This is a genomic window from Staphylococcus sp. FSL W8-0774 (genome assembly GCF_038006785.1).
Lineage (GTDB): Bacteria > Bacillota > Bacilli > Staphylococcales > Staphylococcaceae > Staphylococcus > Staphylococcus pasteuri.
The window spans coordinates 1,394,485-1,410,381 of the sequence record NZ_JBBOVW010000001.1; the positions used below are offsets into that span (position 1 = coordinate 1,394,485).

The following is a 15,897-nucleotide window of genomic DNA, read 5'->3' on the forward strand; positions in this document are numbered from 1 at the left end:
CATTAATTGGTTGTCTTATATTGAACCTTATTTTTTAACTATTTTGTATCATTAATAATCAATTGTCTTAATGATTGACGTTTAATGACTTCACGTGCTTTGCCATCTTTAATAAAGAACACTGATGGCTTTTGCATTTGGTTATAATTTGAAGCCATAGAATAGTGATAAGCACCAGTTGATAATATCGCTAAGTAATCTCCACGTTGTACTGAACTTGGAAGCTTAGCATTTTTAATAATAATATCTCCCGATTCGCACAATTTACCTGCAATTGTCATAGTATCATCCGCTTCTTCATGACGATTAACGAGTAACGCTTGATACTCGGCATCATATAACGATGTTCTAATATGATCACTCATACCACCATCAATAGATACATATTTATTGACTCCAGGAATAACTTTTGTTGTTCCTACTTCATATAGTGTTATACCAGCTTCACCAACAATTGAACGTCCTGGTTCGATGCCTATTTCAGGTGTATCCATATTTAACTTGTTAACTTCTTCTTTAATGGCATCTGTAATTTCAGCAATACCAGTTTCAATAGGGAAGCTAACATCGCCTTCAACATATTTAATTCCAAATCCGCCACCGAGGTTAAGCAATTCAATATCAATATTGTTGTCATTTAACCAATTCAACACAATTTTAGCTGTTTCAATCATTGCTTCAGTACCTTCGATTTGTGAACCAATATGGAAGTGAATACCTTTTAAATGAAGGTGTTTAGTTTGTTTAATTTTATCTACCGCTTCATTAGCTAATCCATAACGGATTGAAAGGCCAAATTTACTATCTTCTTGACCTGTTTGGATAAATTCATGTGTATGTGCTTCTACACCAGGATTGACTCTTAATACTACTTGTACAGTATCATTAGCATAGCGATCAATTAAATCAATTTCTTCTAAAGAATCTATAACAAAATAGCCAATGTTATTTTCTAAAGCATATCTAATTTCATGTTTCGTTTTGTTGTTACCATGGAAGTGGATTCGACTTGGATCAAAACCTGCTTCAAGTGCTGTATATAATTCTCCTTCAGACACTACATCTAAATGTAAATCTTCTTCTTGAACAAGTTTAACCATTTGTATACATGTAAATGCTTTAGAAGCATATGAAATATTATATTTTAACCCGCTTTGTTGAAATGCTTGATGATAACGACGCATTTGATTACGAATTTGATCTTCATCATAAACAATGGTACGGGTACCAAAACTTTGAGCCACTGTTTTAAGACTTGTACCTCCTAATGTTAATTCGCCGTACTCGTTATATTCTACTGTCATATTTATCTATACTCCTTTATAAGAGAATCATGATTCATTGCGCTAAGTTGTTCTGAATTTGCTCCCACACCCTTAAATGTGTATTCGTCTATGCGCATATCTTCATTATATAATACAACTTGGTCTTGTGCATGTACGTTATCGTCAACTTCCACAAACATATGACTCATCATTAATGTACGAATAGGGTAGCGTTTTCCATTAATAAGTGCTTCATGTTGTGCTCTCGTTCTTAAAATACCATCACCATAACCAACATCTACTACTGCAAGTTTCGTATTATCATTTTGAGTTTCAAATGCCCAACTATAACCACAATAATCGCCTTGCTGAACATCACGCACTTGTATAACATTGGCTTTCACTGTTAGTGATTGTTGAATCACTTCTTCATCTAAACTACTATATGGGCGTGAACCATATAATGCGATACCAACTCTTGCATGTGTATGATGGGGAAGAACGACTTGACCTTCACGATAATAACTTGCACTGTTTTGAGCATGGATTAAATCAAAATGATGACCTTCATCTAATAAAGTGTTCAATACTTCTAGCCATGCTGCACGTTCATGGTCATATTCAGGTACACCGAATTCATCTGCATAACCAAAATGAGTCCATAAACCAGAAATAATCATTTTATCTTGATTTGAATTTTGTTGGTGATCTTGTAATACTTCTTGTATTTCGTCTAATGTTTTAAAACCAGAACGATGTAACAAATTTTCAAATTCTAAATGCACATGAATACCATGCAAGTCATTCTTATGTTCATAATAATATTTTAAAGAAGGTAACGTCATATGAATTTCATTTTCACGAACATTATCAAAATCATACACTGCATTCATAAGAAATACTGTAGCATTAGGCGCTAATTCACGTACTCTTACAGCTTCTTTTAACGAAGTCGTACTGAATGTATCAATTCCTGCTTTTAAAAATTGCTTTACTGCAAATTCTAAACCATAATGATAGGCATTATTTTTAACAACAGCCATAATAGGTTGTTGATTTTTTACTTTCTTTGCATTTTCTAAAAAAGCGTCTGAATCGACTGACCAAATTGCTGTCAATGGTTACACCTCTTTGTAATTTAGTAATAAATGTTCATAATAGTTAGCTACATCAATTAATACTTTTTCATCAAAATTTAAATGAGATGTATGTAATCCTGTTACATAGCCTTTATCTTTATTTCGTGTACCTACAAACACAAAATAAGCTGGTGCTAATAATTGACCATAGAAACTAAAGTCTTCGCCAAATAAAAATGGCGTTGGTTTTTCAATGACTTCTAAGTGAGCATCTTTAAGCGCTTGCTCTACAGGTTTGCGTAATTTAGGATTATTAATTGTAGCAGGGTATCCTTCTTCAAATTTCACTTCACAATCCACATTAAATAGTAGTTTCACACTGTCAGCTATTTTTTGCATTTGATTTTTAACAATAGTTAAATCATCAACATCGTATGTACGAATAGTACCTTCTAGATAACCATGACTTGGTACTGTATTAATCGCTTCACCAGCTTCAAAATGTCCCATATGTACGATATTACGTTTTAAACCATTTAAATGATATTGTTGAATTTGAGCAACTTGGTTTAACACATGTTGTAATGCTTCACCACATGAATATCCTTGTTCTTTATCAGCAACATGACTAGATAAACCTTTTAAATAAAAGCGATATTCAGTTGCACTAGCTGTGATTTCTTCATCTCTAATAACTACTGTGCCTTCATCTGAGAATGGATTCACATGAACACCAAATACTGCTTCAATTGGGTATTGTTCAAAGGCATTTGCATTAATAAGACGATGCGCGCCTCCACCAGTTTCTTCAGCAGGTTGGAAAATAAATACAACATTATGTGGAAGAGTTCCTTTATCAGCCATTGCTTTACAACGTTGTACAAACAACATAAGGGCAGTTGTATGACCATCGTGTCCACAAGCATGCATCACATTGTCATTTTGACTTCGATAGTCTACATCATTTTCTTCGAATATCGGTAAAGCATCAATATCTGCTCTATAAGCAATCGTATGATTACTATTACCTTCTAAATAGGCGATAGCACCTGTTTCTAGCGGTCTTTCAAATGTCACACCTAAGTCATTTAAAAATTGAGTAATATATTCAGTTGTTTCGTATTCATGTAAACTTAATTCAGGATGTTGATGTAAATGTCTTCTATGAGTAGTTACAAATTCTAATTCATTCATCAAAATCATTCCTTTCTCTAAAAATCCCCTAATGACGTTATCATATTTAATGATAATAAAAAGTCGAAACGAAAGGGTGGGGAGCTATCTGTTCTCTAGAAGTTAATCATTTACTCCTTTAAACTTAAACTGCTCAACCACGTCTTCGTTTCAACTTACTTTCATTTACGATATATTAATCGTTTAATTTTCTTAATGCAGACATAATCTCACGTTTAGAATCTTCAACTTCAGAAGTCTGTTTAATCACTTTAGCAGGTGTACCTGCAACAACTGCACCTGCAGGAACATCTTGTGTCACAATAGCGCCAGCTGCAACAATTGCACCTTCACCAACACGTACACCTTCTAAAATAACTGCATTTGCTCCGATTAAAACATTATCTTCGATGACAACTGGTGATGCGCTAGGTGGTTCAATAACACCTGCTAATACTGCACCTGCACCAACATGTACATTTTTACCTGTAGTAGCACGACCACCTAAAGTTGCATTCATATCTACCATAGTACCTTCGCCAACAACTGCACCGATATTAATCGTAGCGCCCATCATTACGACAGCACCATCTTCAATAATCGCTTGTTCACGAATAAATGCACCGGGTTCAATTCTAGCATTCGTATTAGTTAAATCTTTTAAAGGAATCGCAGAATTACGACGGTCCATTTCAATCTCAACATCTTCAAATTGACCTTGATGTTGTTCATAGAATGGTTTCCATTCGTCTGCTTCTACAAAAATCACTTTAGAATTATCTGAACCAAATACTTTAAACGATTCAGGGAAAGTTACATTGTCAAAATTACCGTTAACATAAACTTTTAATGGTGTTGATTTTTTTGCATCACTAATATATTGAATTATTTCTTGGGCTGATAAATGTTGTACCATAATTTCGCTCCTTCAGTTGAATTATAAATTATCAAAAGTATAAAAACCTTTGTCTTTGTGAATTAATTTTTCAGCAGCGCCAATTGCTCCATTGGCAAAGATATCTTTTGATTGTGCTTTATGTGAAATAGTAATTGTTTCATCAGTACCAGCGAATAATACATCATGTTCTCCGACAATTGTACCTCCACGAACTGCATGAATACCTATTTCATCAGGTGTTCGTTTTTCTGATTTATCATGACGATCATATACAGGCGTTGTTTTTTCACGTAATCCTTCAATGACATCATATAGTTTAACTAACGTACCACTAGGGGCATCGACTTTTTTATTGTGATGCGCCTCGGTAAGTTCAATATCAAAATCTTGTAATAGGGGAACAGCCGCTTCTAGAATTTTGGTAAGCGCGTGTATGCCATAACTCATATTCGCACTGAAAAATACTGGCATGTTTTTCCCTAAATCTTCTAGTTTTTCAACTAATTTTTCTTTTTCACCAGTAGTTGCGATAACTAATGGTAATTTGAACGATTCTTCTAATAATGGGAATAATAAATTAGGATTAGAAAAATCTATCGCAACATCGGCATCTTTTGCGTCAGCAATGTGTTCGTATTGTTGATAAGGTGTTGAATCTTTCGGTGTATGTTCGATAACGCCTACAATTTCATGGCCTTTTTCTTCAGCTAATCTAGCAACTCGTTGGTTCATAGCCCCATAACCAATTAAAAGAATTTTCATTATTTTTCACCTGCTTTAAATGTTTCATAAGCTTGTACTAATTTTTTACGATCATTTTCTTCTAATGGTAGAAGAGGTAAGCGTAGTTCATAGCTTCCAAAGCCTTCATGAGCAGTTAATGCTTTGATTGGTATAGGATTTATGTCTACAGATAGAGCATCTAACAATTGTCCAATTGGTTCGAACGCTTTAGTGATATCGTCCCCGTTTTGTTTAGCGTCATATAAATGTTGGAATTCTTTTGGAATAACATTTGCAATGACAGAAATAACGCCATTGCCACCACGTTCGTAGAAATCAACTACATTGTCATCGTTACCACTGTATATTGCAAATTCATTTTGATTAACTCGTTTTTTAACTTCTTCAAAGTAATCAAAGTCATTTGTAGCATCTTTTAAAGCCACAATATATTGATTTTTACTTAACGTTTCAACTGTCTCTGGTTCAATCGTCATATTTGTACGAGAAGGCACATTATATAATACAACTGGTAATTCAACTGCATTTGCAATTGTTTCAAAATGTTGTACTAAACCGCGTTGATTCGTTTTATTATAATAAGGTGTAATTAACATGACTGCATCAGCGCCTAATTGTCTAGCTCGAACAGATGCTTGAATTGATTTTTCAGTATTATTTGTGCCAGTACCTGCAATTACAGGTACTTGTTTATCTACTAAATTTACTACAGTTTCTAATACATGCTCTTTTTCATCGTCATTTAAAGTAGGGCTTTCTGCTGTTGTACCATTTACAATGATTGCTTGAGCATTATTTTCTAGTAAAAATGAAACGTGACTTCTTAAAGCATCATAATCTACCTCGTTATTTACGAATGGTGTAGTTAATGCTACACCTACGCCTTTAAACATGTGTGTCATATTAAAGAACTCCTTTCAATTTTAAAACTTGTTCTAAAACTTGAACTGCGTTTAATGCTGCACCTTTCAATAAATTATCTGATGTACACCATACATGGAATGTATTGTCTAAAGAATCGTCTCTACGAATACGACCTACAAACACTTCATCTTTACCAGTAGAATGTATTGCAAGTGGATATTCATTATTAGCTGGATTATCTACAAGAACTACTCGATCATCTTTGTCAAATAGTGCTTGTATTTCTTCAACAGTTGTATCTTGATTGAATGTGACATCCATTTCCACGCTATGACTATCTTGAACAGGTACACGAACACATGTAGCAGTTACTTTTAAATCTTTATCATTTAAAATCTTACGTGTTTCATCAATCATTTTTTGCTCTTCTTTTGTATAACCATTTTCTAAAAATACATCAATGTGTGGTAACACATTATTATAAATAGGGTGAGGATATGCTTCAGGTTCTTTACCATTGGAACCCTCAGATAAATCTTTTTTACCCTTAATACCAGATCCTGAAACCGCTTGATATGTTGTATAAGCAACACGTTTTAAACCAAACGCTTCTTGTAATACTTTTAACGGTACAACTGATTGAATTGTAGAACAGTTTGGGTTTGCAATAATTCCTCTAGTGAATTTAGGTTCATTGACTTCTGGAACTACTAAGTCTACATCTTCTGCCATACGCCATTGACTAGAATTATCGATAACAATAGCGCCAGCTTGTTCAAATAGTGGGGCGAAATGTTCACTTGTACCGCCACCAGCACTCATTAATACATAGTCAAAATGTTCACTTGCTGCTTCGTCAGTTAATTCTTGTACTGTATATGTTTGTCCTTGAAATTCTATATTTTGACCAGCAGAACGTGCTGAAGAAAATAACACTAATTCGTCAAAGGGAATTGCTTTTCTATCTAATGTTTCTAACATTTTTGTTCCTACTAATCCTGTTGCGCCAACTACTACTAATTTTGTCATGTGTAAGTCACTCCGTTTTCAATATTATTAATATTGTGAAAAATTAAGTTAAATCATTTATATATCAAAAGCACCGTATAGTTCTTCGACAGCTTTTTCACCATTTTCAGCATCAATGACATAAGAAATACTAATTTCTGATGTGGTTGTTTGGTAGAAGGGGATTTTAGCATTAATTAAAGTTATAAATGCTTTAGATGCAACACCTGACATATCTCTCATACCTGAACCAATTAAAGAAATTTTTACATAAGCTTCGTTAATTTTATAATCAAGAGCTTCAAAATTAACTGCTAACTGTTCTAAAATTTGTGAGATTTGATGTACATCTGTGTCTTTAATACTAAATGATAATTGTAATCCTTCATGGTTAACGATTTGGGAAATCATATCCACGTTAACTGAGCCTTCTTCTAATTCAGTGAATAATTGTGTTAATAAACGATTATCTGGTAGGGGATATGTGATTGTAACATGCATCATGTGTTTATCTAATGCGACCCCAGTTACTGCTTTTTTCTCTAATAAATCACTTCTAGACATAATCCATGTTCCTTTCACATTTGATAAAGTTCTTCCTAAATATAGTGGAATATTGTAATTTTTAGCCAATTCAACACTGCGCGTCTCAAGCACGCCAGCACCAAGTGCACTCATTTCCATCATCTCTTCATAAGATACATACTCTAAGCGTTTAGCATGACTTAAAATTCGAGGATCTGTGGCATATACACCATCTACATCTGTATAGATTTCACAAGGTATGTTATTGCTAGCTGCTAATGCCACTGCTGTAGTATCAGAGCCACCTCGACCTAATGTAGTTAATTCATGGTTCTCATTAATTCCTTGAAAACCAGCAATCACAAGCACATCATGTTTCTCAAATGCATCAGTGAAGGTTGAAGGGTTAATTTCAGCAATTTTACTTTTTAAGTGATGTCCAATTGTTTTAATTCCAGCTTGGTATCCAGTCATGGCTTTAGCACTAACACCAATATCGTTTAGCACCATAGACAAATACGAAACTGTTTGTTGCTCTCCAGTTGTTAAAAGTAGGGCAAGTTCTTGCTCTTTTGGAGTTGACGTTAAGGTTGATACATTTTCCATCAATTGATCTGTAGTTTTACCCATAGCACTCACTACAACAATCAGTTGTTCATCTTGTTCAACTCGATCTTTTAACATGTTTGCTATATTTTTAATCTTTGTAAAATCGCTGACGGAAGATCCGCCAAATTTCAAAACACTTCTATTCAAAATTTGTCCTCCTCAGTTAGTAGGGAGACCCACCTATTCAATAAAAAAAGAACAAGTCTGGAATGCGACTTGTTCTACATTTATGTACAAGTGATGCACTCCATTATTATCAAATAATGACAAACTCTTAGCTCTTAACCAAAAAGTCCAACAAATGATATCTGCTATTATCATTCGTTTCGGCATTGCCCCCTTTCAATATTAGCTGTTAGCAGACAGTAATCTAATATTTACTCATGTTTAATGCGCCTCATCAAAATCTTATTCAATTGATATGTTTTTATTATACATATCTGACATGTGACTGTAAACCGATAATTGTGATTTTTTCAAATAAACAGAAAATTTTAAAGCCACTTTCTTTTAGCAAAGATTAGTGGCTTTTATGCAAAAGTTTGATTAAAACTTTTGTATTCCTTAAAACCTTATAGCATTTTAATGCTTAGTATCGCTTGTGCAATCGTTAGAAGAACGAGTGTATTCCTTTTTAACTTCTTTCAAAGATCAATAGTTTTTATGCAATCGTTTGTTAAAAATCTTAATAAAATAGGGGACTAAAATCCCATAAAAAACCCTTAAGTGACATCAACATTCACTTAAGGGTAATCAATATAATTTAATTATTGTAATACTCCAATTTCTTGTAAGTACTCTTCATAAGGAATTTCTTTTGAAACAGAACCTTGTGGATTTAAATCAATTACACGGTTAGCAATAGTGTTAATGAATTCAAAGTCATATGACGTAAAAATAAGTGAACCTTTAAATGATTTTAATCCATCATTGACTGCAGTAATACTTTCTAAGTCTAAATGGTTAGTTGGTTCATCTAATAATAATACATTCGCACTTGAAAGCATCATTTTACTTAACATACAACGTACTTTCTCTCCACCTGATAACACGCTTGCTTTTTTCTTAACTTCTTCACCACTAAACAACATACGCCCTAAGAAACCACGTAAGAACGTTTCAGTCTGTTCATCTTCTGGTGCATATTGACGTAACCAATCAACAAGATTCATGTTTACACCATCAAAGTATTCAGAGTTATCTTTAGGGGAGTAACTTAATGAAGTTGTAACACCCCATTTATATGAACCTTCGTCTGGTTCCATTTCACCAGCTAAAATTTTAAGTAGGGTAGTTTTAGCAATTTCACTATCTCCAATTAAAATAGCTTTATCGTTAGGGTTCATCGTAAATGAAATATTATCTAATACTTTTTCACCGTCAATTGTTTTAGAAAGATTTTGAACACTTAACAAGTCATTACCAATTTCTCTTTCTGGAGTGAATTTTACATATGGATAACGTCTAGATGATGGTTGAATATCATCTAATTCGATTTTTTCTAATTGTTTTTTACGACTTGTTGCTTGTTTAGATTTAGAAGCATTTGCAGAGAAACGTGCCACGAAATCTTGAAGTTCTTTAATTTTTTCTTCTTTTTTCTTATTTTGTTCTTGTGCCATTTTTTGAGCTAATTGACTTGATTGATACCAGAAATCATAGTTACCAACATAAACTTTAATTTTACCAAAGTCTAAATCTGCAATATGTGTACATACATTATTTAAGAAGTGACGGTCATGTGATACTACGATGACTGTATTTTCAAAATTAATTAAGAAATCTTCTAACCAACTAATAGCTGGAATATCTAAACCATTGGTAGGCTCATCTAGTAATAGTACATCTGGATCGCCAAATAAACTTTGCGCTAATAATACTTTTACTTTTTGATTATTTTCAAGTTCAGACATCTTTTTGTCTTGTAAAGATGCGTCAATACCTAAACCAGATAGTAAGTTTGCAGCATCTGCTTCTGCGTTCCAACCATTCATCTCAGCAAATTCGCCTTCAAGTTCAGCAGCACGAATTCCATCTTCATCACTGAAATCTGGTTTCATATAAATTTCATCTTTTTCTTTCATTACTTCATATAAACGTTCGTGACCTTTAATAACTACATCAAGTACACGTTCGTCTTCATATGCAAAGTGGTCCTGTTTTAAAATTGCTAATCTTTCATCTTTACCTAGTGATACATGACCAGTTTGTGAATCTAACTCACCAGATAATATTTTTAAGAAAGTAGATTTACCTGCACCATTCGCTCCAATTAATCCATAGCAATTACCATCAGTAAATTTAATATTTACATCTTCAAATAGTTTACGATCGCCAAAACGTAAACTTACATCAGTTACTTGTAACATGCATTTGCTCCTTTTTATATCGTTATTCTAACGGAAGAATTATATCATATTATTAAGATACTTTCGACCACCTACAACTTGTAATGATAGATTACTCCGCTCATGTTATACTATAAAAGAATAAATGACTCGAAGGAGAATATAATGGCACTAGAAAAAGATATCGTAGGTTCAATTGAATTTCTTGAAGTTACCGGCTTACAAGGTTCGACTTATATGTTAAAAGGACCAAACGGAGAACAAGTTAAACTGAATCAATCAGAAGTAAATGAAGAAGATGAATTACAAGTAGGTGAAGAATATAGTTTCTTTATCTATCCAAATAGATCAGGAGAATTATTTGCAACGCAAAATATGCCTGATATCACTAAAGATAAATATGATTTTGCAAAAGTATTAAAAGTAGACCGTGATGGTGCACGAGTTGATGTAGGTTTACCAAGAGAAGTATTGATACCATGGGAAGATTTACCAAAAGTTAAAACACTTTGGCCAGAAGCTGGTGACAAACTACTTGTTACTCTAAGAATCGATAGAGAAAATCAAATGTTTGCTCGTTTAGCAAGTGAAGGTATTGTAGATAATATGTACACGCCAGTTCATGATGATAGTAAGCAAAATGAAATGTTAGAAGCTAGACCTTATCGTGTCTTACGTGTAGGTAGTTTCTTATTAAGTACGGAAGGCTACAAAGTCTTCGTACATGAATCAGAACGTAAAGCTGAACCTAGACTAGGTGAGTTAGTTAAAGTACGTATCATTGGCCATAATGAACAAGGTGAGCTAAATGGTTCATTCTTGCCATTAGCACATGAACGACTAGACGATGATGGACAAGTCATTTTTGATTTATTAGTTGAATACGACGGTGAATTACCATTTTGGGATAAATCAAGTCCAGAAGCCATTAAAGAAGTGTTTAACATGAGTAAAGGTTCATTTAAACGTGCTATCGGACATTTATATAAACAAAAAATCATCAATATTGAAACAGGTAAAATTAGTTTAACTAAAAAAGGTTGGTCTCGCACTGAAAACAACCAAGATAATTAATACAAAATCTTATTTCTTCTATTAAAAAGGTAAAAATAATTTAATAACAACTATGTATTGCGTTGATTGAAACTTATATTTCAATCGACGCTATTTTTATGTTAACGATACTTACTTTAATATTTCCTCTTCTACTGAATTTCTCCTAAATCTTTGAATAATCTCAATACGATTAAAGTCTAAAAAGCTGATATATATAAGAATTTCTAATAACTTAACATAACTAAATCTAAACTTAACAAAACATTTACATTAACATAGTTTTTAATTAACAATGATTCGTTAATATTAGAACTGTAAGAAATACATATAACATTTGGGTTATTTATATTAGGAGGATGTTTCAATGAAAAAGTGGCAATTAGTCGGTACGACTGTATTAGGAGCTTCAGTACTTTTAGGCGCATGTGGCGGCGGTAACGGCGGTTCAGGCGAAGGTAAAGATGTAAATGGTGAAGTAAAAGGTGACGGATCTTCAACAGTCGGTCCTATCATTGAAAAATTAAACGAAAAATTCGCTAAAGATTATCCAGACGCTACAGTATCATCAGGTACTTCAGGAACAGGTGGCGGATTCGAGAAATTCATTTCTGGAGAAACAGATTTCTCAAATGCTTCAAGACCTATTAAAGATGAAGAAAAGAAAAAATTAGAAGACAAAGGTATTAAATACAAAGAATATAAAATTGCTCAAGATGGTGTAACAGTAACAGTAAACAAAGATAATGACTTCGTAAAATCATTATCTAAAGACCAACTTAAAGAGATCTATTCTGGAAAAGCTAAAACTTGGAAAGACGTTAACTCTAAATGGCCTGATAAAAAAATCAAAGCGTTCTCTCCTGACCAATCACATGGTACATTCGACTTCTTTACTGAAGAAGTAATGGATAAAGGCGATATCAAAGCTGAGAAAAATGCTGATACTAACGTCATCGTACAATCAGTTCAAAAGAACGAACAAGGTATTGGTTACTTTGGTTATAACTTCTATCAACAAAATAAAGACAAATTAAAAGAAGTTAAAGTCAAAGATGATAAGGGCAAAGATACTAAACCAACTAAGAAAACAATCCAAGATAACTCTTATGCTTTAAGTAGACCATTATTCATCTACGCTAAAGAAAAATCATTAAAAGAAAACAAAGCTTTCCAGGAATTCATGAAATTCACACTTAAAGATGAAGGTAAATCTGCAGAAGATGCTGGTTATGTAGCACTTCCTAAGAAAGATTACAAAGATGAACTTAAAGAATTAAAAGATTACATTAAGAAAAACAGCAAAGACTCTGATAAAAAAGAAGATAAATAATTAACAATAGAGTTTGGGAATACAACGAAAATCAATACAAAGTAGGTTAATTCAGCCACTTTGTATGATTTTCTTTTCAGGTTAGCACATAAATATCATGAGTCTTTACTCTTATCAACCTGAAATATTCCCACTCTTTTTTTATAATTGGGAGATTTAAGAAGAGAGGTTTTCATATGGTTTCAAATACAAACATTAGAGAAATGATTGCTAAAAACAATGCCAAAAAGGGTGGCATGAGCGATAAAATAGTGCCAATCATTTTAGCTATCATTTCAGCAATTTCAATTTTAGTAACTTTAGGGATTTTATTTACATTACTAACTGAAACAATCACTTTCTTTACACGTGTATCAATCACAGAATTTTTATTTTCTACAGATTGGAACCCGTTCTCAGCTAAACCTTCATATGGTATTTGGGCATTAATCATTGGAACACTTAAAATCACAATTATTGCAGCTTTATTCGCAGTTCCAATTGGATTAGGCGCAGCTATTTATTTAAGTGAATATGCTTCAGATAGAGCTAGACGCATTATTAAACCAGTACTTGAGGTGTTAGCAGGTATACCAACTATCGTGTTCGGTTTCTTCGCATTAACATTTGTTACACCGATTTTAAGATCTATATTTCCTGACTTAGGTAGTTTTAACTCAATTAGTCCTGGATTAGTAGTAGGGGTAATGATTATCCCACTTATTACAAGTATGAGTGAAGATGCAATGGCATCAGTTCCAAACAAAATTCGTGAAGGTGCATTAGGGTTAGGTGCTACAAAATTAGAAGTTGCAATAAAAGTTGTTTTACCTGCAGCAGCTTCAGGTATTTTAGCATCAATTGTCTTAGCTATTTCAAGAGCAATTGGAGAAACAATGATCGTATCTCTAGCAGCTGGTAGTACACCTACAGCTTCATTAAACCTAACTGGGTCAATCCAAACAATGACTGGTTATATTGTTCAAGTTGCTACAGGAGATGCTACTTTCGGATCAGACGTTTACTACAGTATCTATGCGGTAGGATTCACGCTATTTATTTTCACATTAGCTATGAACTTACTATCACAATGGATTTCTAAACGTTTCAGAGAGGAGTATTAAAATGTCTACAACAACTACTAACGTAGCAAATCATAACAAAACATTAGTCGATCAAAATAAAGTCGAAAAAAATATTTCTAGTCGTATGACGAAGAATAAAGTATTTAAAGGTATATTCTTAGCTTGTACATTAATAGGATTAATCGTATTAGCAGCATTATTAATAGATACATTAATCAAAGGTGCTGGTCATTTAACACCTTCATTCTTCACTAACTTTTCTTCATCTACACCATCTATGGCCGGTGTTAAAGGTGCTTTAGTGGGAACATTATGGTTAATGATTACTATCATTCCAATTTCAATTATTTTAGGTGTCGGTACAGCAATTTATCTTGAAGAATATGCTCGTAAAAATCCATTTACAGACTTTGTGAAAGTTTGTATTTCTAACTTAGCCGGGGTACCTTCAGTAGTATTCGGTTTATTAGGACTTACATTATTCGTACGTGGTATGGGAATCGAGTCATTATCTCTTGGCAAATCAATTTTAGCTGGTGCATTAACAATGTCTTTATTAATCTTACCTGTCATTATCGTAGCATCACAAGAAGCTATTCGCGCGGTACCCAATTCAGTACGAGAAGCGTCATATGGTTTAGGTGCAAATAAATGGCAAACGATTTACAAAGTCGTTTTACCGGCTGCATTACCAGGTATTTTAACTGGATTTATCTTAGCTTTATCTCGTGCATTAGGCGAAACAGCGCCTTTAATTTTGATTGGTATTCCAACAATTCTATTACGTTTACCAAGCGGCATCATGGATCAATTCCAAGCATTGCCAATACAAATTTATAACTGGGCTAAAATGCCTCAAGAAGAATTCCAAAATGTTGCGTCAGCAGGCATTATCGTATTATTAGTTATCTTATTATTAATGAACGGTTTAGCAATATACTTCCGTAACAAATTTAGTAAGAAATTTTAAAAACAAACGAAATCTTAATATTGGGAAAGCGATATTGATTATTAAGTAGACTTATTTCAACTTAATTATTTAGAAGGAGTTTTATACTATGGCTAACAAACAAGTCGAAGAAAACAAGAAATTAAATGAACTTAAAAGCAATTCAGGGCAAAGCGTTGCTACAATTGTAACTACAGATGATAAAAAAGATTCAATTTCAGATAGCGAAAGAAAAGTAGTATATTCTACTCAAAATTTAGATTTATGGTATGGCGATAACCATGCACTTCAAAATATCAATTTAGATATTCTTGAAAATAACGTCACTGCTATTATTGGACCATCAGGTTGTGGTAAATCAACTTATATTAAAGCATTAAACCGTATGGTAGAACTTGTACCTTCTGTAAAAACAGCTGGTAAAATTTTATACCGCGATCAAAACATATTTGATGCTAAATATTCAAAAGAGAAATTAAGAACTAATGTAGGTATGGTATTCCAACAACCAAATCCATTTCCAAAATCAATTTACGACAATATTACTTACGGTCCAAAAACACATGGTATCAAAAACAAAAAAGTATTAGATGAAATTGTTGAAAAATCACTACGTGGTGCTGCTATTTGGGATGAATTAAAAGACAGATTACACATGAATGCGTATGGTTTATCTGGTGGACAACAACAACGTGTTTGTATAGCTAGATGTTTAGCGATTGAACCTGATGTTATTTTAATGGACGAACCTACATCAGCATTAGACCCAATCTCTACTTTAAAAATAGAAGAATTAGTTCAAGAATTAAAAGAAAATTATTCAATTATTATGGTTACACATAACATGCAACAAGCGGCGCGTGTTTCTGATAAAACTGCTTTCTTCTTAAATGGTTATATTAATGAATATGACGACACTGACAAAATTTTCTCAAATCCTGCTGATAAGCAAACTGAAGATTATATTTCAGGACGATTCGGATAA

14 protein-coding genes and 1 riboswitch are annotated in these 15,897 nt (G+C 33.1%); of the genes, 5 read left to right on the forward strand and 9 right to left on the reverse strand.

The window, feature by feature from the left end:
• Positions 1–38: 38 nt before the first annotated feature.
• From lysA to NSQ15_RS06820, 9 genes are all read right to left on the reverse strand, one after another.
• Positions 39–1,304 carry a diaminopimelate decarboxylase gene (gene lysA / locus NSQ15_RS06780; RefSeq protein ID WP_070451193.1) on the reverse strand — a complete coding sequence of 422 codons (1,266 nt, stop codon included), beginning with the start codon at positions 1,302–1,304 and terminating at the stop codon, positions 39–41.
• A gap of 2 nt (positions 1,305–1,306) precedes the next feature.
• Positions 1,307–2,383 (reverse strand): alanine racemase, encoded by a 1,077-nt coding sequence (locus NSQ15_RS06785; protein ID WP_340747044.1) that lies wholly within the window; start codon positions 2,381–2,383, stop codon positions 1,307–1,309.
• Positions 2,384–2,386: 3 nt separating this feature from the next.
• Complete coding sequence (locus NSQ15_RS06790; RefSeq protein WP_070451197.1) at positions 2,387–3,538, reverse strand: amidohydrolase; 1,152 nt, start codon at positions 3,536–3,538, stop codon at positions 2,387–2,389.
• 175 nt (positions 3,539–3,713) lie between these two features.
• Positions 3,714–4,433, reverse strand: coding sequence for a 2,3,4,5-tetrahydropyridine-2,6-dicarboxylate N-acetyltransferase (dapD, locus tag NSQ15_RS06795; RefSeq protein ID WP_217193898.1), 720 nt, complete (start codon positions 4,431–4,433; stop codon positions 3,714–3,716).
• A gap of 21 nt (positions 4,434–4,454) precedes the next feature.
• On the reverse strand, positions 4,455–5,177 hold the full coding sequence (gene dapB, locus NSQ15_RS06800) for a 4-hydroxy-tetrahydrodipicolinate reductase (RefSeq protein WP_017636969.1): 723 nt from the start codon (positions 5,175–5,177) through the stop codon (positions 4,455–4,457).
• Complete coding sequence (gene dapA / locus NSQ15_RS06805) at positions 5,177–6,061, reverse strand: 4-hydroxy-tetrahydrodipicolinate synthase (RefSeq protein WP_070451198.1); 885 nt, start codon at positions 6,059–6,061, stop codon at positions 5,177–5,179. The genes dapB and dapA overlap by 1 nt, the downstream gene beginning before the upstream one ends.
• Position 6,062: 1 nt before the next feature.
• Positions 6,063–7,052, reverse strand: a complete 990-nt coding sequence (locus tag NSQ15_RS06810) for an aspartate-semialdehyde dehydrogenase (protein ID WP_340747045.1) — start codon at positions 7,050–7,052, stop codon at positions 6,063–6,065.
• Positions 7,053–7,109: 57 nt separating this feature from the next.
• Positions 7,110–8,315 (reverse strand): aspartate kinase, encoded by a 1,206-nt coding sequence (locus NSQ15_RS06815; protein ID WP_141738031.1) that lies wholly within the window; start codon positions 8,313–8,315, stop codon positions 7,110–7,112.
• An 82-nt stretch (positions 8,316–8,397) separates the two neighbouring features.
• Positions 8,398–8,574, reverse strand: a riboswitch (Lysine riboswitch).
• Positions 8,575–8,932: 358 nt separating this feature from the next.
• Positions 8,933–10,534 (reverse strand): ABC-F family ATP-binding cassette domain-containing protein, encoded by a 1,602-nt coding sequence (locus NSQ15_RS06820; RefSeq protein ID WP_340747046.1) that lies wholly within the window; start codon positions 10,532–10,534, stop codon positions 8,933–8,935.
• A gap of 144 nt (positions 10,535–10,678) precedes the next feature.
• Between NSQ15_RS06820 and cvfB the strand changes: the two genes are divergently transcribed.
• The 5 genes from cvfB to pstB all read left to right on the forward strand — a co-directional run bounded on the left by cvfB (position 10,679) and on the right by pstB (position 15,897).
• Positions 10,679–11,587 (forward strand): RNA-binding virulence regulatory protein CvfB, encoded by a 909-nt coding sequence (gene cvfB, locus NSQ15_RS06825; RefSeq protein ID WP_017636974.1) that lies wholly within the window; start codon positions 10,679–10,681, stop codon positions 11,585–11,587.
• Between the two features lie 346 nt (positions 11,588–11,933).
• Positions 11,934–12,899: a PstS family phosphate ABC transporter substrate-binding protein gene (locus tag NSQ15_RS06830; RefSeq protein WP_340747047.1), complete on the forward strand. Its 966-nt coding sequence runs from the start codon at positions 11,934–11,936 to the stop codon at positions 12,897–12,899.
• Positions 12,900–13,075: 176 nt separating this feature from the next.
• Entirely contained in the window at positions 13,076–14,002 is a 927-nt protein-coding gene (gene pstC / locus NSQ15_RS06835; RefSeq protein WP_017636976.1) for a phosphate ABC transporter permease subunit PstC, read from the forward strand.
• 1 nt (position 14,003) lies between these two features.
• The gene (pstA, locus tag NSQ15_RS06840; RefSeq protein WP_017636977.1) at positions 14,004–14,933 is read left to right on the forward strand and encodes a phosphate ABC transporter permease PstA; all 930 of its coding nucleotides are present in this window, start codon (positions 14,004–14,006) and stop codon (positions 14,931–14,933) included.
• Between the two features lie 88 nt (positions 14,934–15,021).
• Positions 15,022–15,897, forward strand: a complete 876-nt coding sequence (gene pstB, locus NSQ15_RS06845; RefSeq protein WP_070451208.1) for a phosphate ABC transporter ATP-binding protein PstB — start codon at positions 15,022–15,024, stop codon at positions 15,895–15,897.